This is a genomic window from Paenibacillus sp. GCM10028914 (assembly GCF_042666275.1).
Classification (GTDB): Bacteria; Bacillota; Bacilli; order Paenibacillales; family Paenibacillaceae; genus Paenibacillus_AQ.
Map to the genome: position 1 here is coordinate 34,108 of NZ_JBHTFO010000005.1, position 22,852 is coordinate 56,959.

A 22,852-nucleotide genomic window follows, 5' to 3' on the forward strand; every position below is an offset into this window, starting at 1 on the left:
ATATTATCAAGGTGGAAAAAGAATTTTGGGAGAGAATTAGCCTAGCTATTCGCTGTGCTAATTCTCAGTCCCTAAGCATTCTTTATTACTCGACGCTAGCGGTCTCCAGTTGCTGGTTCTCGCCACTCACATCATCTTGTCCCTCGAACTTCACACTGCGGTAGCGGTTCATACCTGTACCTGCAGGGATCAGTTTACCGATAATTACATTCTCTTTCAGGCCGAGCAATTGATCGACTTTACCTTTAATGGCAGCGTCAGTCAACACGCGTGTTGTCTCCTGGAAGGAGGCAGCTGAAAGGAATGAATCCGTCTCAAGGGATGCTTTTGTAATACCGAGCAGAACCGGTTTAGCCACTGCAGGCTCTTTACCGGACAAGATCGCGTCTTTGTTAGCCGTTTCGTATTCGTGGATGTCCACGAAGGATCCAGGCAACAGATTTGTATCTCCTGCATCAACAATGCGGATTTTACGAAGCATTTGACGAATCATAACTTCGACGTGCTTATCGTTGATTTCTACACCTTGGTTACGGTAAACGCGCTGAACTTCCTGAAGGATGTAGTTCTGCACGCCACGAATACCCTTGATGCGAAGCATTTCTTTAGGGTCGATCGAACCGTCAGTCAATTCATCTCCGGCTTCAATATGCTTGCCTTCGCTTACGCGCAGACGGGAGCCATACGTAACGGAATATACTTTCGTTTCCGCTTCACCTTGGATTTCAATTTCACGACGATCTTTCGTTTCGCGAATCTCTTTAACGACACCGTCAATCTCACTGATCGTTGCTTGACCTTTAGGATTACGGGCCTCAAAGAGCTCTTGAATACGCGGCAAACCTTGAGTGATGTCATCACCCGCAACACCACCGGTATGGAACGTACGCATCGTGAGCTGTGTTCCTGGTTCCCCGATGGATTGAGCAGCGATAATACCAACCGCTTCACCGATTTCGACAAACTTACCTGTTGCCAGGTTACGTCCGTAACACTTCTTGCAGACACCATAGCGAGCGCGGCAGCTAAGAATGGAACGGATTTGTAGTTTCTCGATACCAGCTTTAACGATTTCGTCAGCTTTGTCAGAATCGATCAATTCATTACGGTTAACGATAATCTCTTTTGTCTCTGGATGACGAACGGTTTCAAACGCATAACGTCCTTCAATACGATCATAGAGATCCTCAATAACTTCCTTACCATCTTGAATCCGGCTAACTGTGAAGCCTTTGTCCGTGCTACACTCATCCTCACGTACAATGACATCCTGTGCAACGTCAACGAGACGACGAGTCAAGTAACCAGAGTCAGCTGTACGAAGTGCTGTATCGGCAAGACCTTTACGAGCACCGTGTGTGGATAGGAAGTACTCGAGTACTGTCAGACCTTCACGGAAGTTCGATTTAATAGGCATCTCGATGATACGTCCTGACGGGTTGGCCATCAGACCACGCATACCGCCAAGCTGAGTAATCTGAGATTTGTTACCCCGAGCTTTAGAGTCAACCATGAGCATGATGGAGTTAAAGCGATCCATCGATTTCATGAGTACGTCAGTAAGATCATCTTTCGCCTTGGACCAGATATCGATAACCCGGTCGTAGCGTTCTTCGTTGGTGATCAAACCACGACGGTATTGGTTCATTACGACGCTAACTTTCTCGTCGGATTCTTTAAGAATTCCGGCCTTTTCAGGCGGAACGATAACGTCGGAGACAGCAACCGTAACACCAGCGCGTGTGGAGTATGTGAAACCAAGCTGCTTGATTTTGTCAAGAATAACAGAAGTTTCTGTTGTGTGATAAGTCTCGAAGCAGCGTGCAATAATTTGACCCAGATATTCTTTACCGACAGCACCGCTGATCGGAAGACTTTGAATTACTTCTTGGATATTAGCACCTTTTTCATAAACAAAGTATTTCTCTGGTGTACCTTGGAACAGGTTCACACGAGTAGCTTCGTTAATGTAAGGGAAGGTTGCAGGGAAAATCTCGTTAAAGATAATCCGTCCAATTGTAGTAACGAGCATCGCTTTTTGTTGTTTTTCCGTAAAGACTGTTTTACCAAGTGCTTTAACTGGAATCGCTACACGCGCATGCAGACCTGCTGCTCCACGTTGGTATGCAGATACAGCTTCGTTCACGCTACCCAGAATCATGCCTGTTCCTTTTTCTTCTTTGTTATCCATAGTCAGATAGAAAGAACCAAGAACCATATCCTGAGATGGTGTAACGACAGGCTTACCGTCTTTAGGGTTCAAGATGTTTCCGGATGCAAGCATCAGAAGACGTGCTTCCGCTTGAGCTTCAGCAGACAACGGAACGTGAACGGCCATTTGGTCACCGTCAAAGTCAGCGTTGTAAGCCGTACATACGAGCGGGTGAAGACGGATCGCGTGACCTTCTACCAAGATCGGTTCAAATGCTTGAATACCGAGTCTGTGAAGGGTAGGGGCACGGTTCAGAAGGACTGGATGTTCTTTGATGACTTCTTCGAGTACATCCCATACTTCTGGACTTACGCGTTCCACTTTACGTTTAGCACTCTTGATATTATGAGCTAGGCCTTTGTTGACCAGTTCTTTCATAACAAAAGGTTTGAACAGTTCGAGTGCCATTTTCTTTGGCAAACCGCACTGATACATTTTCAGATAAGGTCCTACTACGATAACGGAACGACCGGAATAGTCAACACGTTTACCGAGCAAGTTCTGACGGAAACGTCCTTGTTTACCTTTCAGCATGTGGCTGAGGGATTTCAATGGACGGTTACCAGGTCCTGTAACAGGACGTCCACGGCGACCGTTATCAATCAGGGCGTCAACGGCTTCTTGAAGCATCCGTTTTTCGTTCTGAACGATAATGTCTGGAGCACCGAGGTCAAGCAATCTTTTCAAACGATTGTTCCGGTTGATTACACGACGGTACAAGTCGTTCAAGTCGGATGTTGCGAAACGTCCACCATCCAGTTGAACCATTGGGCGCAATTCTGGAGGGATAACAGGAAGAACATCCATAACCATCCATTCCGGTTTGTTACCGGAGTTACGGAACGCCTCAATAACTTCAAGACGTTTGATCGCACGGTTACGGCGTTGTCCTTGAGCTGTACGAAGTTCTTCTTTCAAGAATTCGAGTTCTTTCTCAACATCGAGATCTTGTAAAAGCTTTTTAACAGCTTCAGCACCCATACCAGCTTGGAAGCCGTATCCGTATTTCTCACGGTAACTGCGGTATTCTTTCTCAGACAGCAGTTGTTTCTTCTCAAGTGGCGTATCTCCTGGGTCTGTCACGACATAAGATGCAAAATAGATGATCTCTTCCAGAGATCTTGGAGACATATCCAAAGCCAGACCCATACGGCTTGGAATACCTTTGAAATACCAGATATGGGATACAGGAGCAGCTAGTTCAATGTGGCCCATACGTTCACGACGAACTTTAGCGCGTGTAACTTCAACGCCGCAGCGATCGCAGACTACACCTTTATAACGAACACGCTTGTATTTACCACAATGACACTCCCAGTCTTTCTGCGGTCCAAAGATACGTTCGCAGAAAAGACCTTCCTTTTCAGGCTTCAATGTACGGTAGTTAATCGTTTCCGGCTTCTTGACTTCTCCGCGAGACCAAGAACGAATCTTCTCAGGGGAAGCGAGACCGATTTTCATATACTCAAAATTGTTAACGTCCAACAAGGAGCAACCCTCCTCAACCTAGTCCTAATTATGTGCTTCCGATCACAACACCGCCGCCGGCTATTAACCGGCGGGGTGATGACTGATCGTTATTCCACTCCGACTTCAGTGCCTTCCAAGTTAAGGCTCAATTTATCGCCTGCCGCATCGTCTTCATCATCGAGTTCTTTCATCTCGATTTCCTCCTCGTTCTCGCTAAGGATCTTAACATCCATACCGAGGGACTGGAGTTCTTTAATCAATACCTTGAATGATTCTGGAACACCCGGCTCCGGAACATTCTCGCCTTTAACGATGGATTCGTAGGTTTTCACCCGACCAACCACGTCATCGGACTTAACGGTAAGGATTTCTTGTAGTGTATATGCAGCGCCATACGCTTCAAGCGCCCATACTTCCATCTCACCGAAACGCTGACCACCGAACTGTGCTTTACCACCGAGCGGTTGTTGCGTAACGAGAGAGTAAGGTCCCGTGGAACGGGCATGGATTTTATCATCAACCATGTGTGCCAGCTTGATCATGTGCATGACACCTACGGTAACTTCACGCTCAAAGCGTTCGCCCGTACGGCCGTCATACAGAACAGTCTTACCATTGCGCTGCATGCCTGCTTCTTCCATCGTATCAAACACGTCGTACTCACTTGCACCATCAAATACTGGTGTAGCCACATGGATACCAAGCTGCAGGGCAGCCATACCCAAGTGAACTTCCAGAACCTGACCGATGTTCATCCGTGAAGGTACGCCGAGCGGGTTAAGAACAACCTGCACCGGTGTGCCATCCGGCAAGAACGGCATATCTTCTTCAGGCAAGATACGGGCAACGACACCTTTGTTACCGTGACGTCCGGCCATTTTGTCACCTTCAGAGATTTTACGTTTTTGAGCGATATATACACGAACCAATTGGTTTACGCCCGGCGGCAATTCGTCGCCGTTCTCACGTGTAAATACCTTCACATCAACGATAATACCGTCACTACCGTGAGGAACACGCAGGGAAGTATCACGCACTTCACGTGCTTTCTCACCGAAGATTGCATGCAAGAGACGCTCTTCTGCAGTCAGTTCCGTCACACCCTTAGGTGTTACTTTACCAACGAGGATATCTCCAGCACTGATTTCAGCACCGATACGGATAATACCACGCTCATCCAGGTTCTTCAGCGCTTCTTCACCAACGTTTGGAATATCACGTGTGATTTCTTCAGGTCCGAGTTTCGTATCACGTGCTTCGGATTCGTACTCCTCAATGTGAATCGAAGTGTACACATCCTCTTTCACGAGTTTCTCAGAAAGTAGAATCGCATCCTCATAGTTATAACCTTCCCAGGTCATGAATGCCACCACAACGTTACGTCCAAGCGCCAACTCGCCCATCTCTGTGGAAGGACCATCCGCAAGGATATCACCCTTCTTAACTACATCCCCACGCTGTACGATTGGACGTTGGTTAATGCAGGTACCTTGGTTCGAACGCATAAATTTGTGTAATTTATGTTTAACGAGATCGCCTTTGACTTCTTGTCCATCCACAGTTTCAATGCGGCGGAGCCAGATCTCATTAGCAGTTGAGCGCTCAATAATTCCGTCATGTTTGGACACAATACAAACACCGGAATCTTTCGCAGATTTATGCTCCATTCCTGTTCCGACGAGCGGAGCCTTAGGAATCAGAAGCGGTACAGCCTGACGTTGCATGTTGGATCCCATGAGTGCACGGTTGGAGTCATCGTTCTCAAGGAACGGAATCAGAGCCGTAGCGACAGAAACCACCTGTTTAGGCGATACGTCCATGTAATCCACACGATCTTTAGGCATTGGCAAAATGTTATCGGCCTGTTTGTTATAACGGACAATTACCATATCGTCCGCAAACTTACTATCTTCCGTTAACGCTGCGTTCGCCTGAGCTACAACGTAGTTGTCTTCCTCATCAGCAGTCAGATAATCAATCTGTTCTGTAACTTGACCCGTCTTCGGATCAACCCAACGATAAGGAGCTTCGATAAAGCCGTATTCATTAATACGAGCAAATGTCGACAAGGAGTTGATCAGACCGATGTTCGGTCCCTCCGGCGTCTCGATCGGACACATACGGCCATAGTGACTGTGGTGAACGTCTCGAACTTCAAAGCCCGCGCGCTCACGCGTCAAACCACCAGGTCCGAGTGCAGATAGACGACGTTTATGCGTCAATTCAGCAAGCGGGTTGGTCTGGTCCATAAACTGAGATAGCTGGGAGCTACCGAAGAACTCTTTAATCGATGCAATAACCGGACGAATGTTGATCAAAGCCTGCGGTGTAATAACACTTGCATCTTGAATCGACATTCTCTCGCGAACAACACGTTCCATACGGGATAGACCGATACGGAATTGGTTCTGCAGAAGTTCACCTACGGAACGCAGACGACGGTTACCCAGATGGTCAATATCATCCGTGTTCCCGATTCCGTGTAGCAAATCAATGAAATAGCTAATGGACGAAATAATGTCCGCTTGCGTAATATGCTTCACGGATTTATCAATGTTACCGTTAGCGATAATTTTAATGACCTTACCATCTTCAATCGGCGAGAACACATCAATCGTTTGAAGTGTAATATCCTCACTGTCTTGAACGCCGCCAGCAACATGATATGTTTTGTAGCCAACGCTCTTCTCAAGATAAGGCATAATCTCGTCCAAAAGACGACGGTCTACGGTTTGACCAGCTTCCGCAATGATTTCACCAGTTTCCACATCAATAAGACTCTCAGCCAAACGTTGGTTAAAGAGACGGTTCTTAATATGAAGTTTCTTGTTGATCTTATAGCGACCTACATTCGCAAGATCATAACGCTTCGGATCAAAGAAGCGTGCAACCAAGAGGCTCTTCGCATTGTCCAAAGTTGGCGGCTCGCCTGGACGAAGACGCTCGTAAATCTCAATAAGTGCCTTTTCAGTCGAGTCGGTGTTGTCTTTATCCAGGGTATTACGAATATATTCGTCATCGCCCAGCAATTCCAAGATTTCTGCATCCGTACCAAAACCAAGCGCACGCAGCAATACGGTTACAGGTATTTTACGTGTACGGTCGATCCGCACATATACAATATCCTTAGCGTCCGTCTCCAGCTCCAGCCACGCGCCGCGATTCGGAATAACGGTCGCAGTGTATGTTTTCTTGCCGTTTTTATCAACTTTAGTGCTGAAATAGACGCTGGGAGAGCGAACCAACTGGCTGACAATGACCCGTTCGGCACCATTAATGATAAATGTTCCGGTTTCCGTCATTAACGGAAAGTCTCCCATGAACACTTCTTGCTCCTTGACTTCTCCAGTCTCTTTGTTGATGAGCCGGACTTTTACACGGAGCGGCGCCGCATAAGTTACGTCGCGTTCTTTCGCGTCATCGACGGTGTATTTCGGTTCTCCAAGGCTGTAGTCGATAAACTCCAGCACCAAATTACCTGTAAAATCCTGAATCGGCGAGATGTCTTGGAACATTTCGCGGAGTCCTTCCTCCAAAAACCACTCATAAGATTTTTGTTGGATTTCAATCAGGTTCGGAACTTCGAGTACCTCATTAATACGTGCATAACTTCGCCGAGTGCGTCGACCATATTGAACAAGATGTCCTGCCAACTTAAACTCACCCCTCATGTCTACTCACTTTTAAAAATTTCATTGCGAACCTCTGTTTGTAACACTATAATGGAACGTACAGAGGAAACTCCCATAAATAGAGAAAAGCCCTTATCGAATATTTTTTCGAAAAAAGAGCGGCTTATCCATGGTAATGATAATCATCTCATATCCAGTAGATTTGCCCAAAATGTACATATTATACGTCAATATGACTGACTTTATGCAATGATACCCACATCAAGTCTTGACATTTCAGCAAACTAAAGACAAGGAGACCATCCTAATACTGACATTTTATAATAATACCACAGCCAGAAATCCGAGTCAATAGCCTATTTGCTAATTCACGAAGTAGTTTTTATCGCTCTAAATATACGATACCCTTTGTCTTTCGTTACTTCCTCTACACGAGGGAACAGGCTTTCCAGTTTGGCTTTGGCCGATGGGGAGCCTTGTTTTTTCTGGATAACGATCCATAGCTCTCCCCGTTCTTTCAGATGTTCATAGGCTTGTTCAAAGATTTTGTGCACCGTTTCCTTCCCAGCACGAATCGGCGGGTTACTTATAACGATATCAAACTCTTTACCCTTCACACCTTCAAACAGATCACTTTCCATAATCGTGACATTACTAATTCCATTCAGTCTGGCATTTTCTTTGGCCAATTCTACAGCGCGACTGTTAATATCTATCATTGTCACATGGCCGTTTTTTGCGAGTTTCGCCGCTGAAAGTCCAATAGGCCCATATCCACATCCAACGTCCAAGACATGAGAATCACTCGGGATCTCAAGCGCTTCGATCAGCACCTTACTTCCGTAGTCCACTCCGCTTTTAGAAAAGACGCCCGCATCACTAATGAACTTAAACTTGCTGCCACGCAGCACTGTTTCCAGTTCCCGCCTATTATGCTCGGTCACCGGCTGGTTAGAATAATAATGCTGATTCGGCATACCAACCTCCGTATAACAAAAATCGATTACCGTAAATACGACATCAAATTGCAAATAGCTTCTAATTCCATTATAGCCTTCTCATGAAAAAAACAGTCTATTACAATAACAAACCCCTTGAACTAATATTCAAGGGGTTTGTTTCATGCTGCATTTAGAAGATATTACTTAACTTCTACGGATGCGCCTGCTTCTTCCAATTTAGCTTTAACAGCTTCAGCTTCTTCTTTAGAAACTTTTTCTTTCAATGGTTTTGGAGCGTTGTCAACGAGTTCTTTCGCTTCTTTCAAGCCGAGGCCTGTAATTTCGCGAACAACTTTGATAACGTTGATTTTGGACGCGCCTGCACCATTCAGGATTACGTCGAATTCACTTTGCTCAGCTGCAGCATCTGCACCTGCAGCGCCACCTACAACAGCTACTGGAGCTGCAGCAGTTACGCCGAATTCTTCTTCGATTGCTTTAACGAGATCGTTCAGTTCCAGAACGGACATGCCTTTGATTGCTTCCAAGATTTGCTCTTTGCTCATTTGGGTTGAACCTCCATTTTATATTTAAGTTTTTATTGTTTAAACTACTTGTTGAATAAGGAGCTTACGCGCCTTGTTCTTCTTTTTCAGCAACAGCTTTAACTGCAAGCGCGAAGTTCCGCACTGGAGCTTGAAGCACGCTGAGGAGCATGGACAAGAGACCTTCGCGGGACGGAAGTTCCGCCAGCGCTTTGATTTCGTCCACTCCGATGACACGGCCTTCTACTACTGCGCCTTTCAATTTCAAAGCGTCGTTTTTCTTAGCGAAATCGTTCAAGATTTTCGCAGGAGCAACAACATCCTCTGTACTGAAAGCAACAGCCGTTGGACCTGTCAACGCTTCGTCTAGCTCAGTCAGCTCTGCAGCTGCTGTCGCACGGCGAAGCAGGGAGTTTTTCAATACTTGAAATTCGATGCCAGCTTCACGAAGCTGCTTACGCAGTTCAGTTACTTGGGCAACGTTCAATCCACGATAGTCAGCTACAACTGTTGTCGCACTTTCGCGAAACTTGGAAGTTATAACGTCAACCGCATCTTGTTTAGCTTGAATCACTTTTACGTTTGCCAATGTCTACACCTCCTGATTGTATGGTTAGCTGGGACCCCTAAGGCCACCATCCTACGGGCACTAAAAAAGCCTCCGTAGAATCACGAAGGCCTGATGAATCATCATTATGCCGGTTGCCCGATCATACTGCTGACGTTCTATCATAACACCTCGGTAGGAAATTAAGCCAGCTAACGGCACCTACTGTCTACGGTAAGCATATTCAACTTTAATGGTCAGTCACATGGACTCACAACTGTTACATAATATCAAACCAAGACAAGCAAGTCAATGGTAAATATTATTTGTAAGAAGCTGTGTTCACGCGAGCACTAGGACCCATTGTCGAAGATACGGCGATGCCTTTCAGGTATACACCTTTAGCAGCAGCCGGCTTCGCGCGGTTCAATGCATCCAAAAGAGCTTTAAGGTTGTCATTGAGTTTAGCCGCATCAAAGGACACTTTGCCGATTGGAGCGTGAATTTGACCTGCTTTGTCAAGACGGTATTCGATTTTACCAGCTTTAATTTCTTGAACAGCTTTAGCAACATCGAATGTAACCGTACCAGCTTTAGGGTTAGGCATAAGACCTTTACCACCAAGCAGACGGCCCAATTTACCGACTTCACTCATCATATCAGGTGTTGCTACGCAGACGTCGAATTCGAACCAGCCTTGTTGGATTTTGTTGATCATGTCTTGATCGCCAACAAAATCAGCGCCAGCCGCCTCAGCCTCTTTCGCTTTTTCACCTTTTGCAAATACCAGAACGCGTTGCGTTTTACCTGTACCGTGAGGTAGTACTACTACGCCACGAACAGCCTGGTCTTGTTTACGAGGGTCTACACCCAAACGCACAGCTACTTCAACAGTTTCGTCGAATTTAGCAGTTGCAGCCTTTTTCACCAGTTCAACGGCTTCCAAAGGCTCATAAGTTGCTTCGCTGTCAATCAGCTTAGCAGCTTCAAGGTATTTCTTACCGTGTTTAGCCATGATTGTTTCCTCCTTTGTGGTTTTAGCGGAAATTCCTCCCACATATTCCGGATATAATCCGGTTCACCGAAAGACAATTAGTCTTCGATTGTAATACCCATACTACGAGCAGTTCCTTCAACCATCAACATTGCAGCTTCAACAGTTGCAGCGTTAAGGTCAGGCATTTTTTGTTCTGCGATTTGACGAACCGCATCACGTTTAACAGTTGCTACTTTCTTCTTGTTTGGTTCGCCGGATCCTTTTTCGATCTTAGCAGCCACACGAAGCAGAACAGCAGCCGGTGGAGTTTTAGTGATGAATGTAAAGGAACGATCTTCAAACACCGAAATTTCAACCGGAATGATCAGACCAGCTTGATCAGCAGTACGAGCGTTGAATTCTTTACAGAATGCCATAATGTTGACACCTGCTTGACCCAATGCTGGACCTACTGGAGGAGCCGGGTTCGCTTTACCTGCAGGAATTTGCAGTTTCACCATCTTGATAATTTTCTTCGCCATGTAAGACACCTCCTTGCATAAATAGTGGTAGCGGACGCTTTAACGCCCTCCCACAAGAAACCCAAAGCTTATAGCTTCTCAACTTGAGTATATTCCAACTCTAATGGGGTTTCCCGTCCAAACATGTTGACGTGAACCTTAAGCTTACTCTTATCAGCCAAAATCTCTTCAACGGAGCCCACGAAATTCGCAAAAGGACCAACCTTGATACGAACTGATTCCTTGATGTCGAATTCAATCTTCGGTTTCGGTTCATCCATACCCATATGCTTCAGAATCTGTTCAACTTCTTCTGGAAGCAAAGGCGTGGGTTTTGAACCGGAGCCTGTCGAACCAACAAAGCCCGTAACTCCCGGTGTATTGCGAACAACATACCAAGAATCATCGGTTTGAATCATTTCGACCAAGACATATCCCGGGTAAACTTTACGCATGACGGTCTTTGTCTTACCGTCCTTGTTTACGATCTCTTCTTCCATAGGAACAAGAACGCGGAATATTTTGTCCTCCATGCCCATGGACTCGACACGTTTTTCCAAATTGGCTTTGACTTTATTCTCATACCCTGAATAGGTATGAACTACGTACCATCTTTTTTCCATATCAAGCCACCTGGGACCCTTCTAAATTATCGCTTCGATCACAAAGGATATACCGATGTCTAAAACCCAAAAATAAATTGTGACAAACGCAATGGTGCCGATAACGATGAGAGTATAGTTCGTCAGTTCTTTACGATTGGGCCAGCGAACTTTTTTAAGTTCCGCCCAGCTTTCAGAGAAAAAGGAAAACAGAGACTTGAAACCACGTTTCACGCCGACTACACCTCCAAAAAACTATCTGGTTTCGCGATGAGGAGTTTGCTCGTTACAGAACTTGCAAAATTTCTTCATCTCCATGCGGTCGGGGTGATTTCGCTTGTTCTTTGTGGTTGTGTAGTTTCTTTGTTTGCAGCTTGTACAAGCCAAAGTGATAATTACCCGCATGATTTGCACCTCCCGAAGACGTCCTTCTTCATCAGAAGAACCGATATTGATCCTAGTAGGAAAATTCGTCCCGTCCTGTAACAGACATTCGAAATTCCTGCGAGATGAACAAAACCGTTGTTCCAGTACTGTAACAACGTTCATTCATAAAACACGCGAATTTAGGCCTACCTAAAACACTTTATCACATGGTTGACGCCTTTTCAAGCCTTTTTCTCTCTGAAAGCAGGCTGCATTTACTTACCATTATGGTCATAGTTAGAACAAATGAAACAAGGGAATATTAGAATGAAGTAAAAAAAGGCCCGATAAGAGCCTTCCATACATCCAATACTCTTCTAATTATCCCTAACCTCCAAATAACGTTCAAGCTTTCGCTTTACCCGCTGGAGCGCATTATCAATAGATTTAACATGCCGCCTCAAATCCACAGCGATTTCCTGATAGGAACGCCCGTCCAAATAAAGCATCAGTACTTTCCGTTCCAAATCACTTAGAATTTCAGACATCTTATCTTCCAGTCCTACAAACTCTTCTTGATTAATTAACAGTTCCTCCGGATCGCAAACAGCCGTGCCGCAAATAACATCCAACAACGTTCGGTCTGAATCTTCGTCATAGATCGGCTTGTCCAAAGACACGTAAGAGTTCAACGGTATATGCTTCTGTCTCGTTGCGGTCTTGATTGCCGTAATAATCTGCCGTGTAATACACAGCTCAGCAAAAGCCTTAAACGAAGAAAGCTTGTCCCCTTTGAAATCACGAATCGCTTTATAAAGACCGATCATGCCTTCCTGTACGATATCCTCGCGATCTGCACCAATTAAGAAGTAAGATCTAGCTTTGGCACGTACAAAGTTCCGGTACTTATTGATCAAATATTCAAGCGCCCCGCTATCACCTTCACGGACCGCCTCGACAATGTCTTCATCACTTATCAAATCATACCCCGACATCATGATTTCCTTGAGGTCGACACTCAATAGAATCCCTCCGGCCCGGAACGCACGGTACCCCGCCACTCACTTGAAATATATGTCAAGTATATATGATGTCTATAAGACCGTCAACCATATCATACCTAATTCAAGCCAATAATAGCAGAAGTGTAAGGGTTTTCTTAGATCGGCTGTATTTCAACAATAATCTATTCACGACGCCAGCGTTCAAACATGAGACGAACATCAGGAGACAATTTATTATCCAGTGTGTTCCTCGTCGACTTTGATTGATCCTCTTTTATTTTGCGAGTTACTTCACGTTCGCTTTGTTCCACTTGGTGAAGTAACTCCCTAGCTGAGATCCGAAGAGCACCAAGAGCAAATATAATATGCTGTTCCATCAAGTCACTCGTCGCGACATAGATTTTACGCCTACGGTGGCTGAAGTCGATAACAAGACGTTCAATGCATTCATCTGCGGTTTCTTTTTCCTTCGTAAAGTACACCTGCACCTTGCCCTGAGTGAATGACTTTCCCAAACCCGGTACACGGTAAGCGTCAAAAACTACTACGACACGAAGTCCAGAGAACGCTTGATAATCTGCCAGTTTCTCCAGAAGAGCATCCCTTGCCTCCTGCATGCCGATATTAGCGAGCTCCGCGAGAAACGGCCATCCGCCGATCATGTTATATCCATCGACCAGCAGCACATCCCGCCAATCGGCCATCTTATCTACCCTTGAAGACGACGACGGCGGAGGACTTCATACATTACGACACCGGCGGCCACCGAAGCATTCAATGAATTAATTTGACCAGCCATTGGAAGTTTGACAAGAACATCGCATTTCTCACGAATAAGTCTACCCATTCCTTTGCTCTCATTACCAATTACAATGGCGACCGGACCATTAAAGACATTGGTGTCATAGATTTCTTCTACAGCATCCACTACCGTTCCAACAACCCATACTCCCTTTTCTTTCAGCTGTTCTATCGTTTGTGCAAGATTTGTCACTCTAGCAACAGGAACATATTCAACGGCTCCAGCCGAGGTTTTGGATACTGTCGCTGTAATCTGTGCAGACCGACGTTTTGGCAAAATGACACCATGAGCGCCTGTACAATCAGCTGTTCTCAATATGGATCCAAGGTTATGTGGATCTTCAATTTCGTCGAGGATAAGCAGGAATGGAGACTCCCCTTTATCTTCAGCGATCTTTAAAAGGTCGTCTACTTCTACATATGCGTGAGGAGCAGCTTGAGCAACAACGCCTTGGTGCTGGACACCAGGCACGAGCTGATCCAATTTGCGCTTATCTACATTTTGAATAACAATCCCGAGCTTTCTAGCTTCCGCAATGATTGGTGTGATCAAATGCTTCTGAGCGTTTTCAGCCACCCAAATTTTATTAATTGTGCGTCCTGAACGGAGCGCTTCAGTCACTGAGTGTTTACCAGCGATTACTTCTTCTTCTTGCATTTCTTTCTTCCTCCTGCGTTACCTGCTCAGCCCTAAATCATAAGACTGGCGGTTAAGTTTATTCTAGCTTTATCTGCTCATTATTCAGCGGAACTATCGATATACTCAATAGCTTGCTTTATTAATTCCTGAAGTCGTTCATGATGTCCAGCGTAATAAAGATAACCGACCAGACACTCAAAAGCTGTAGCGTGCCGATACTCCAGTACATCAGCATTCTTTGGCATACTACCTGATTTAGCGTTCCGCCCCTGACGTACAACATCCCGCTCCTCTTCGGTCAATATCGGATCAAGAAAAGCCAGAATACGGCTCTGCGCTTTCGCAGATACAAAACTTGTAGCTGTACGGTGCAAATGATGCGGGCGAAGATTAGGCAGAGAAATCAAATACTGACGAACCGCAATTTCATATATCGAATCCCCAATATAGGCGAGTACGATCGGCGGAATGAGACGAACGGGTCTGGAAGGAGGAAAGGGGAACCATCCCCCCTCCAGTTCCTTGTTGTTAGAACTGCTCATTTGCGCCGCCAGCGCATGCCCTGCGCTGTATCCTCAAGCACGATACCTTCTGCGGATAATTGGTCTCGAATCTCATCCGCACGTGCCCAGTCTTTATTTTTGCGTGCCTCTACTCTTTCCTCAATCAACCGCTCAATTTCTTCGTCAAGAAGCTCATCTGCGGATAAATCCACAATGCGTAATACACCATTCATTTCTTCAAAGGCGTCCAGAGCTGTCTGAATATCTTCAGCTGGCACAGAGGCCTTCTGCAAGATATGATTCGCTTCTGTTGCCCATTGGAACATAGCCGTGATCGCATCCGGAGTGTTGAAATCGTCTTGCATTTTTTGATGGAATTCAGCTAAAACCTCTGCCATTTTAGTAGCAACTTCAACACCTGTTTTACCTTCCGGCGATCCAACTGCCGTCTCAAGACGATGTCGAAGATTACCCACCGCATTCGCAATTCGATCTATGCTGTTCTGTGCCTGCTCCATTACTTCATCGCTAAAATTCAGTGGGTTACGGTAATGGGTCGAGAGCATAAAGTAGCGAATAGCTTCTTTCGTATACTGCTCACGCAGATCCTTAACCAATACCCCGTTACCAAGGGATTTAGACATTTTCTCATTATTGATTCGAATATAACCGTTATGCATCCAGTAGTTGGCCAGCGGTTTACCTGTTAGAGCCTCCGACTGTGCTACCTCGCATTCATGGTGAGGAAACTGCAGGTCTTGCCCACCGCCGTGAATATCCAGTGTATCCCCTAGGTAACGCCGAGCCATCGCTGAGCATTCAATATGCCAACCTGGGCGACCATTGCCCCAAGGACTCTCCCAGAATATCTCACCCGGCTTAGCAGCTTTCCAAAGGACAAAGTCCTCTGGCTTTTCCTTCCGTTGATCTACTTCAATCCGGATACCAAACTGCAGCTCATCGAGTTTTTGCTGTGACAACTTACCATACTCGTCAAATTTACGCGTCCGATAGAAGACATCTCCGCCATTCTCATAAGCGAAGTCCCTTTCGATCAGTTCACGAATGAAGTTGATAATATCATCCATGTTCTCGGTAACGCGTGGGTTTAACGTTGCACGCGGGATGCCAAGGCCATCCAGATCTTCGAAGTATGCTGAAATGAACTTATCTGCAACTTCCGGCACCGTTGTACCTGTCTGCTCTGCTTTGCGGATCATTTTGTCATCCACATCGGTAAAGTTAACGACATAATTGACTTGATTCCCCTGCTGCTCAAAATAATGGCGTACCACATCAAAAAAGATCATTGGGCGCGCATTACCGATATGAATATAATCGTAAACAGTCGGTCCGCATACGTACATGCTTACTTTACCCGGTTCTTGCGCTGTAAAGGTCTCTTTCATACGGGTTAACGTGTTATAAATTTGAAGTGCCATTCGTATGGTCACGATCCTTTCTCTTATCGCTTTTGTAAATCTCTATGCATCAGAATTTCTGAACGATCCTCTTCTGGGTTCGCAATCCGTTCTTTCTGTGTTGTTAGCTCTTTACGCAGTTCATCGATTTCCTTCTGCATGCTGCGCAGTGTATCCACAATCGGGTCAGGAAGATTCGTATGATCAAGCCTGTCACGAATGCGCTCACCGTTCTGCTTCACGATCTTCCCTGGATTACCAACAACCGTGCTGTTCGGAGGAACCTCTCGAAGCACTACCGCATTTGAACCAATATTACTGTTCTCCCCAATGGTAAACGATCCAAGTACTTTAGCACCTGATCCAATGACCACGTTGCTTCCGATCGTCGGGTGACGTTTCCCCTTTTCTTTACCTGTACCCCCAAGTGTAACACCTTGATAAATAACGACATCATCACCAATTTCACAAGTCTCACCGATAACAACACCCATACCATGGTCGATAAATAGACGTCTGCCAATCCGTGCACCTGGATGGATTTCGATGCCAGTCATAAACCGGCTAAATTGCGAAATAATACGGGCCAAAGAGTACCAACGCCGTTTGAATAAAGCATGGGCAATTCGGTGCGCCCACAAAGCGTGGAGACCCGAATAAGTAAACACAACTTCAAAAAGCCCTCGGGCAGCCGGATCATTCTCGAACACTGTCCGTATATCCGACCTCATTTGTTTGAACATGAACGATCCTCCTCCCCCAGTCCGCCCCCATCGTGGATCTACTAGAATATTAAAAAACGCCCCTGCAGCTGTCGCTGCAGAGGCGTCAAACACGCGGTTCCACTCTGCTTAAACCGGCTTAACTCCTCCCATATCTAAGGACGGATAGCACAGTTCAACTTCAAGTCTTTTAACGGTGACGTCCGGCATGATCTAACGGCGTATATCCGCTTCAACCATACAGCTCACAGGCGCATTTCCGCTTTAGGCAACGGGATAACTCACAGCCTGGAAGAATCAAGTGACCTTGTCCTCTTCCGGTTATCCTCTCTGGAGCGTGCCATACATTACGCGTACTTCTCCTGATCCTAGCTTTTCAAATTGTACTTTCTTATATATTACCCAAAAGACTGTGCCATGACAAGAAATATCATGCAAATTCCGTTATCATTTAGGCACCCTTAATCTGGGAACGGAGACGATCAAGCACACGGTCTTTTCCAAGCAACCAAATCGTCTGATTCAGATCACGTCCATGTGTTTGACCCGTTAAAGCTACACGAATTGGCATGAAGAGAGCTTTCCCTTTACATCCGGTTTCCTTCTGCACTTCTTTAATCAATGCGGCAATCTTAGCGGCTGTAAATTCATCAGTACCTTCCAGCTTAGCAAGGAAAGCCGACAGAACCGTAGGAACCTGCTCCTCGGCAAGAATAGCAGTACCTTCCTCATCCAGCTCCAAATGAGTACGGAAAAACATAGCAGACAGATCTACAATTTCAGAAGCCGATGTCAGTTGCTCTTGGTAAAGAGCTACCAACGCACGAGCCCACGCATCCTGCTCTGGTGTTAATTTTTCCGGCAGACGTGATGCACGCTGTAGATGCGGGATTGCCAAATCTGCAATTCGATTCGGATCGGCCTGTTTAATATAGGTGTTGTTCAAATGTGCCAGCTTATTCGTATCAAACACCGCAGGACTCTTAGATAGGCGGTTTGCATCAAAGATATCAATCAACTGCTCTTTGGAGAAGATTTCTTCTTCTCCTTCCGGGGACCACCCCAGAAGAGCGATGAAATTGAACAAAGCTTCAGGCAAATAACCAAGCTGGTCATACTGCTCGATAAACTGAATGATCGACTCATCACGTTTACTCAGCTTCTTATGATTCTCTCCAACAATCAAGGTCATGTGACCAAAACGCGGAGGCTCCATACCAAGCGCTTCATAAATCATAAGCTGACGAGGTGTATTAGAGATGTGATCCTCTCCACGAAGCACATGGGTAATCTTCATAAGGTAGTCGTCAATAGCAACCGCAAAGTTGTATGTCGGAATACCGTCTTTTTTCACAATGACAAAATCGCCTGTCTCTTTTGTATTAAAAGAGATTGTGCCTTTTACCATATCATCAAATGTGTAAACTTTATCTTCCGGAACTCGGAAACGTATGCTGGCAACGCGGCCTTCCGCTTCGAAAGCTTGACGCTGCTCCTCGGTTAAATTACGGTGTTTGCCGGAATAGCGAGGTGTTTCCCCGCGTGCAGTCTGTTCTTCCCGCTCCTTCTCCAGCTCTTCTTCCGTGCAATAGCAGCGGTATGCGAGCCCGCGGTCTAATAGATCCTGCCAATACTTACGGTAGATATCCAAGCGTTCCGTCTGACGGTAAGGTCCGTATTCGCCCCCAACGTCTACACTCTCATCCCAATCCATGCCAAGCCACTTCAGATATTTAAGCTGGCTTTCCTCTCCACCGGCTACATTACGTTTCACGTCCGTATCTTCAATACGGATAATAAATTTACCATTGTGTTTTCTTGCATACAAATAATTAAATAATGCCGTTCTGGCATTGCCAATATGTAAATGTCCCGTTGGACTCGGTGCATAGCGCACGCGGACTTCTTCGGTCATTTCTAACCCCTCCGTTCGCTTTCTCAAAGATTCTTTCAAGATGATAGCATACCTTGAACAAGGCATACAACAGATTGCGCGGCAATTCCTTCGCCCCGTCCTGTAAAGCCTAGCTGCTCTGTCGTCGTAGCCTTCACGTTGACTTGTGCTTCTTCCGCTTCAAGCGCCTTAGCGATAATCGTGGTCATTTCCGGTATATATGGTGCCATCTTCGGCTTCTGAGCAATGATAGTACTGTCTATATTACCAAGTCGATAACCTTTCTCTTTAGCCATTTCCCATACCTGTTCCAGAAGTTTCAGACTATCAGCGCCCTTAAAACTCGGATCTGTATCGGGAAAGTGACGTCCAATATCTCCAAGACCTAAAGCACCAAGAATCGCATCTGTAATCGCATGGAGAAGAACATCGGCATCAGAGTGCCCTACCAGTCCCTTTTCATACGGAATAGTAACACCACCAATAATGCAAGGCCTGTCCTCCACGAGCTGATGTACATCAAATCCATGACCTACTCGAATCATCCTGTATCTCCCCTATCTTTTCTTGTATTGTAGAAATGCAGCATACTCCAAATCTTCCGGCGTCGTAATCTTGATGTTTGTGTATTTACCTTCCGCGACAGCAACCGGTAGCCCCGCTCTTTCCATTAGCATAGCATCATCTGTTCCGAAGTAGCCTTCACGCTCAGCTGATTCATGCGCAGCCAGCAGGTCAGAAAGACGAAAAGCCTGTGGGGTTTGAACAGCCCACAGACTATGACGATCAGGTGTAGCCGTAATCAGCCCCTGTTCGTTCACTTGTTTGATCGTATCCTTCACAGGCACTCCGAGAACAGCAGCACCCTCTCGGAGTGCCACCTCACGGCAGGTATCGATCTCATCGCGGGTAACGAATGGCCTAACGCCATCATGTATCATTACCCATTCTGTATTCATTTGCTTAATTCCTAGGTAAACGGATTCCTGACGCTCATTACCACCTGGGATAATTGCCGAAACCTTGTCCAGCCCATATTCCTTCACCCAAGCTTCACAACGAGCGACATCATCGCGTCCAGTGACCAGCACAATCTCCTGCAGCCATGGTACCTGGTTGAAAATGTCCATTGTATGCACAACGATGGGTCTGCCCTCAATTTGTAGAAATTGTTTGCTCTCACGGGTTCCCATTCGCGAACCTTTACCTGCTGCCACGATGACAACACCGAAGCTCTTATTCATACCAAAACCCCTGTCTTTACCCGGCAGCTAAGCTTGCAATCAAAAGCCGGGAACGGATATGTACATATTCCATCATACCCCGTTTACTGGGCTTTTTCCAACAGTTTCGGTTTCGCAAAGATCATCCGCCCCGCTGAAGTCTGCAATACACTGGTAACAAGCACTTCCATCATCGATCCGATATATTCACGTCCACCTTCAACGACGATCATCGTACCATCATCAAGATAAGCCACACCCTGACCGTGTTCTTTACCATCCTTAATGATCTGGACCAAAATCTCTTCTCCTGGCAATACTACAGGCTTAACCGCATTGGCCAAATCATTGATATTGAGCACGGATACCCCTTGCAATTCACACACTTTATTTAGGTTGAAATCATTAGTAACAACTTTACCCTGAAGAACTTTAGCCAATTTGACCAGCTTGCTGTCTACCTCGGAAATTTCCTCGAAGTCGCCTTCATAGATTAATACTTTCACATCAAGTTCTTTCTGAATTTTATTTAAAATATCCAATCCACGTCGTCCGCGATTACGCTTCAATAGATCAGACGAATCCGCGATATGCTGCAGTTCTTCGAGCACAAATTCAGGAATAACAATGGTTCCTTCAATAAATCCAGTTTTGCATATATCGGCAATCCGGCCATCAATGATCACACTCGTATCCAAAATCTTATGTTCTTCAATTCTCTTGCTCTCAGGCTCCGTTGTTTGACTCCACTTCCCTGACATCCAGAGCGAAGCAAGTTCATCTTTCTTCTCCAGTCCAATGCGCAGGCCGATATAACCACCTAAAAGTGTAATTCCAACCTGAAGCAAACGTCCTCCCTGTCCAAGCCAAGACAAACTTGGGTATATCAACAGAGATATCAGCAATCCTCCAAGTAATCCTGCCGTTCCTGCAGCCAGATCAGTCATGGGTATGCGTGAAAATGATGCAATGACAGACTGAAGCTTACCATCAAGCTTATCTGCTGCAAGCATAGCGATCATACCGAAGAGCAGTCCTCCAAGCAGTGCAAATACACTGCCTCCTGAAAATAAACCTTGACCGAAAATCGAGAAAAGTTCGGGGAACGACCGTTCCACCGTATGATATAACGTATACCCGCACCATGCTCCGCACAGTACCGTGAATGCTAAGATAGCTTTTTTTAACATGAGTTCCCGCACCTCCTTATTCATTGTATAATTTCCAGTATGGTCCAATTTTCCGAGCTGTAATCGTGATAAGTCTTTTTTTTTCTACGATAAAAGTCATTTTTGATAAATTCATGAGCAAAAGAAATAAAGAAGACCTATACAAGCCTGTGTGTGTTAAGCTGTATTTACGAGAATATCAACCTTTTTGCCTTTTCCTGTATCTGAATTGGTTGAAATCCCCTGAACGACTGGAATATAATGAACACAATGAATATCGATATCGAGGTGGATAATAATAATGAGCGCTCCTAGTTTACAGGCTTTTCAGGATCAAGTTTCCGAATTGTTGCTCCGTCACCGCAGTCTTTTGGATGTTCTATCCAAAAATGGCCAAAGCAATGCTTCTGTAAATCGTGCTGTTACCAAAGCTATTACGGAATGCGGTTGCATCGAACTACACGCCACGAAGCAAACCTTCGATATGGGTGCTGATCTCGAACAGGCTAAAGAACTGGCGGGCACTCACGTGGATGGCCAGTTGTGTGAAAATTGCCGGGAAGCCATCAGTTCCGAGCTCGGCCGTAATTTGTTCTACATGTCTGCTATGGCAAATCTACTAGATATTCAGCTTGATGAAGTGGTCGTTAAAGAATCCCAAAAGTGTTCGACGCTAGGTTTATTCAACTTGTCCTAGTACTTGTTTCTAGATATTTGAAGTTAATAACCAAAAAAGCATTTATATCGCTGTCACAGGACAGGGAAATAAATGCTTTTTATTTATATTAACTAAGGGAACTTATATTCGTCCTATAACATATAGAAAAGCGGCCTTTCATGGGCCGCTTTTCTATAGCTGAAACTATTCACATATAAGCCAGAAAGGCTTATCATCGTTATCTTAACGATCTGAGGAACGATAGGCTTCATCGGATTTACGATCTTCATCACGATGTTTACGACTCAGCTTGCGGAAGTTCTGTTTCAACCCGTATCCCGCATAAATAACAAGCGGTACGAAGATCAACATGGAAGTTTGTTCTGGGAAAAATACAGCCACAAGCACCGCAAGAATGATCACTATCGGAGTATACTTGATCGCTTTTTTCGGAAGACCAATTTTCTTGAAGTTTGGATACTTAACACTGCTGATCATGAGATAAGAAAGCAGTAACATAGCAATGATCATATAAGGAGCCGTTATCTCTTCATGAAACAGAGCTAAGGTAGCCAATACACCACCAGCTGCTGGAATCGGAAGACCGATAAAATATCCAGGAATTCCAGGTCTAACATTAAAACGGGCCAATCGTAGAGCGCCGCACATTGGGAAGATCGCAGTAACTGTCCAAGCAAACGCATCATTCAAACCTGTAAGAGCAACTGTGTACATAATGAGTGCAGGAGCTACGCCAAAGGAGATCACATCAGACAAAGAGTCTAGCTCCTTACCGAATTCACTCTGCGCATTAAGCGCTCGTGCAACCCGGCCATCCAATCCGTCGAGAAGCATAGCAATAATGATCATGATGGCGGCCATACTGGTCTTGCCGTTAGTCGCCAAGATAATGCCGATCATTCCGAGAAACAGGTTACCTAAAGTAAACATGTTCGGAATTGACTTCGTCATTTGTATATTCACCTCGTTAAATTTTACATGACA

At 45.4% G+C, this 22,852-nt stretch carries 22 protein-coding genes and 1 other annotated feature; of the genes, 1 reads left to right on the plus strand and 21 read right to left on the minus strand.

Annotated features, from left to right (window positions below; genetic code table 11):
- Nucleotides 1-85 precede the first annotated feature (85 nt).
- The 20 genes from rpoC to ACFQV5_RS04470 all read right to left on the minus strand — a co-directional run bounded on the left by rpoC (nucleotide 86) and on the right by ACFQV5_RS04470 (nucleotide 21,210).
- The gene (gene rpoC, locus ACFQV5_RS04375) at nucleotides 86-3,700 is read right to left on the minus strand and encodes a DNA-directed RNA polymerase subunit beta' (protein WP_379244048.1); all 3,615 of its coding nucleotides are present in this window, start codon (nucleotides 3,698-3,700) and stop codon (nucleotides 86-88) included.
- Between the two features lie 89 nt (nucleotides 3,701-3,789).
- On the minus strand, nucleotides 3,790-7,335 hold the full coding sequence (gene rpoB, locus ACFQV5_RS04380; protein ID WP_379244050.1) for a DNA-directed RNA polymerase subunit beta: 3,546 nt from the start codon (nucleotides 7,333-7,335) through the stop codon (nucleotides 3,790-3,792).
- 347 nt (nucleotides 7,336-7,682) lie between these two features.
- Nucleotides 7,683-8,291 carry a class I SAM-dependent methyltransferase gene (locus ACFQV5_RS04385; protein ID WP_379244052.1) on the minus strand — a complete coding sequence of 203 codons (609 nt, stop codon included), beginning with the start codon at nucleotides 8,289-8,291 and terminating at the stop codon, nucleotides 7,683-7,685.
- 164 nt (nucleotides 8,292-8,455) lie between these two features.
- Complete coding sequence (rplL, locus tag ACFQV5_RS04390) at nucleotides 8,456-8,821, minus strand: 50S ribosomal protein L7/L12 (protein WP_379244054.1); 366 nt, start codon at nucleotides 8,819-8,821, stop codon at nucleotides 8,456-8,458.
- Between the two features lie 64 nt (nucleotides 8,822-8,885).
- Nucleotides 8,886-9,389: a 50S ribosomal protein L10 gene (gene rplJ / locus ACFQV5_RS04395; protein ID WP_379244056.1), complete on the minus strand. Its 504-nt coding sequence runs from the start codon at nucleotides 9,387-9,389 to the stop codon at nucleotides 8,886-8,888.
- A gap of 53 nt (nucleotides 9,390-9,442) precedes the next feature.
- Nucleotides 9,443-9,600, minus strand: a sequence feature (ribosomal protein L10 leader region).
- A gap of 69 nt (nucleotides 9,601-9,669) precedes the next feature.
- Nucleotides 9,670-10,362, minus strand: coding sequence for a 50S ribosomal protein L1 (rplA, locus tag ACFQV5_RS04400; RefSeq protein WP_379244058.1), 693 nt, complete (start codon nucleotides 10,360-10,362; stop codon nucleotides 9,670-9,672).
- Between the two features lie 77 nt (nucleotides 10,363-10,439).
- Nucleotides 10,440-10,865: a 50S ribosomal protein L11 gene (gene rplK / locus ACFQV5_RS04405; RefSeq protein ID WP_208917593.1), complete on the minus strand. Its 426-nt coding sequence runs from the start codon at nucleotides 10,863-10,865 to the stop codon at nucleotides 10,440-10,442.
- Between the two features lie 68 nt (nucleotides 10,866-10,933).
- A complete protein-coding gene (gene nusG / locus ACFQV5_RS04410; protein WP_379244059.1) occupies nucleotides 10,934-11,467 on the minus strand; it encodes a transcription termination/antitermination protein NusG in 534 nt (177 codons plus the stop codon).
- A gap of 21 nt (nucleotides 11,468-11,488) precedes the next feature.
- Nucleotides 11,489-11,680, minus strand: coding sequence for a preprotein translocase subunit SecE (secE, locus tag ACFQV5_RS04415; protein WP_379244060.1), 192 nt, complete (start codon nucleotides 11,678-11,680; stop codon nucleotides 11,489-11,491).
- A gap of 21 nt (nucleotides 11,681-11,701) precedes the next feature.
- The gene (gene rpmG, locus ACFQV5_RS04420; protein WP_006212941.1) at nucleotides 11,702-11,851 is read right to left on the minus strand and encodes a 50S ribosomal protein L33; all 150 of its coding nucleotides are present in this window, start codon (nucleotides 11,849-11,851) and stop codon (nucleotides 11,702-11,704) included.
- A 338-nt stretch (nucleotides 11,852-12,189) separates the two neighbouring features.
- Nucleotides 12,190-12,834, minus strand: a complete 645-nt coding sequence (gene sigH, locus ACFQV5_RS04425; protein WP_379244062.1) for an RNA polymerase sporulation sigma factor SigH — start codon at nucleotides 12,832-12,834, stop codon at nucleotides 12,190-12,192.
- A 164-nt stretch (nucleotides 12,835-12,998) separates the two neighbouring features.
- Nucleotides 12,999-13,520, minus strand: a complete 522-nt coding sequence (locus ACFQV5_RS04430; RefSeq protein WP_379244064.1) for an NYN domain-containing protein — start codon at nucleotides 13,518-13,520, stop codon at nucleotides 12,999-13,001.
- A gap of 5 nt (nucleotides 13,521-13,525) precedes the next feature.
- Nucleotides 13,526-14,275, minus strand: a complete 750-nt coding sequence (gene rlmB / locus ACFQV5_RS04435; protein ID WP_379244066.1) for a 23S rRNA (guanosine(2251)-2'-O)-methyltransferase RlmB — start codon at nucleotides 14,273-14,275, stop codon at nucleotides 13,526-13,528.
- Between the two features lie 80 nt (nucleotides 14,276-14,355).
- Nucleotides 14,356-14,799, minus strand: a complete 444-nt coding sequence (locus tag ACFQV5_RS04440) for a Mini-ribonuclease 3 (protein ID WP_379244068.1) — start codon at nucleotides 14,797-14,799, stop codon at nucleotides 14,356-14,358.
- Nucleotides 14,796-16,202, minus strand: a complete 1,407-nt coding sequence (gene cysS, locus ACFQV5_RS04445) for a cysteine--tRNA ligase (protein ID WP_379244111.1) — start codon at nucleotides 16,200-16,202, stop codon at nucleotides 14,796-14,798. The genes ACFQV5_RS04440 and cysS overlap by 4 nt, the downstream gene beginning before the upstream one ends.
- A gap of 23 nt (nucleotides 16,203-16,225) precedes the next feature.
- Entirely contained in the window at nucleotides 16,226-16,924 is a 699-nt protein-coding gene (cysE, locus tag ACFQV5_RS04450; protein ID WP_379244070.1) for a serine O-acetyltransferase, read from the minus strand.
- Between the two features lie 430 nt (nucleotides 16,925-17,354).
- Nucleotides 17,355-18,818, minus strand: a complete 1,464-nt coding sequence (gene gltX, locus ACFQV5_RS04455) for a glutamate--tRNA ligase (RefSeq protein WP_379244072.1) — start codon at nucleotides 18,816-18,818, stop codon at nucleotides 17,355-17,357.
- Between the two features lie 35 nt (nucleotides 18,819-18,853).
- Nucleotides 18,854-19,342: a 2-C-methyl-D-erythritol 2,4-cyclodiphosphate synthase gene (gene ispF / locus ACFQV5_RS04460; protein WP_379244074.1), complete on the minus strand. Its 489-nt coding sequence runs from the start codon at nucleotides 19,340-19,342 to the stop codon at nucleotides 18,854-18,856.
- Between the two features lie 12 nt (nucleotides 19,343-19,354).
- Nucleotides 19,355-20,041 carry a 2-C-methyl-D-erythritol 4-phosphate cytidylyltransferase gene (ispD, locus tag ACFQV5_RS04465; protein ID WP_379244076.1) on the minus strand — a complete coding sequence of 229 codons (687 nt, stop codon included), beginning with the start codon at nucleotides 20,039-20,041 and terminating at the stop codon, nucleotides 19,355-19,357.
- A gap of 83 nt (nucleotides 20,042-20,124) precedes the next feature.
- Complete coding sequence (locus ACFQV5_RS04470; protein ID WP_379244078.1) at nucleotides 20,125-21,210, minus strand: PIN/TRAM domain-containing protein; 1,086 nt, start codon at nucleotides 21,208-21,210, stop codon at nucleotides 20,125-20,127.
- Between the two features lie 280 nt (nucleotides 21,211-21,490).
- Between ACFQV5_RS04470 and ACFQV5_RS04475 the strand changes: the two genes are divergently transcribed.
- Complete coding sequence (locus ACFQV5_RS04475) at nucleotides 21,491-21,886, plus strand: nucleoside triphosphate pyrophosphohydrolase family protein (RefSeq protein ID WP_379244080.1); 396 nt, start codon at nucleotides 21,491-21,493, stop codon at nucleotides 21,884-21,886.
- A 204-nt stretch (nucleotides 21,887-22,090) separates the two neighbouring features.
- Here ACFQV5_RS04475 and pssA read toward each other — a convergent pair whose 3' ends face one another.
- Nucleotides 22,091-22,819, minus strand: coding sequence for a CDP-diacylglycerol--serine O-phosphatidyltransferase (gene pssA / locus ACFQV5_RS04480; RefSeq protein WP_379244082.1), 729 nt, complete (start codon nucleotides 22,817-22,819; stop codon nucleotides 22,091-22,093).
- Nucleotides 22,820-22,852 lie beyond the last annotated feature (33 nt).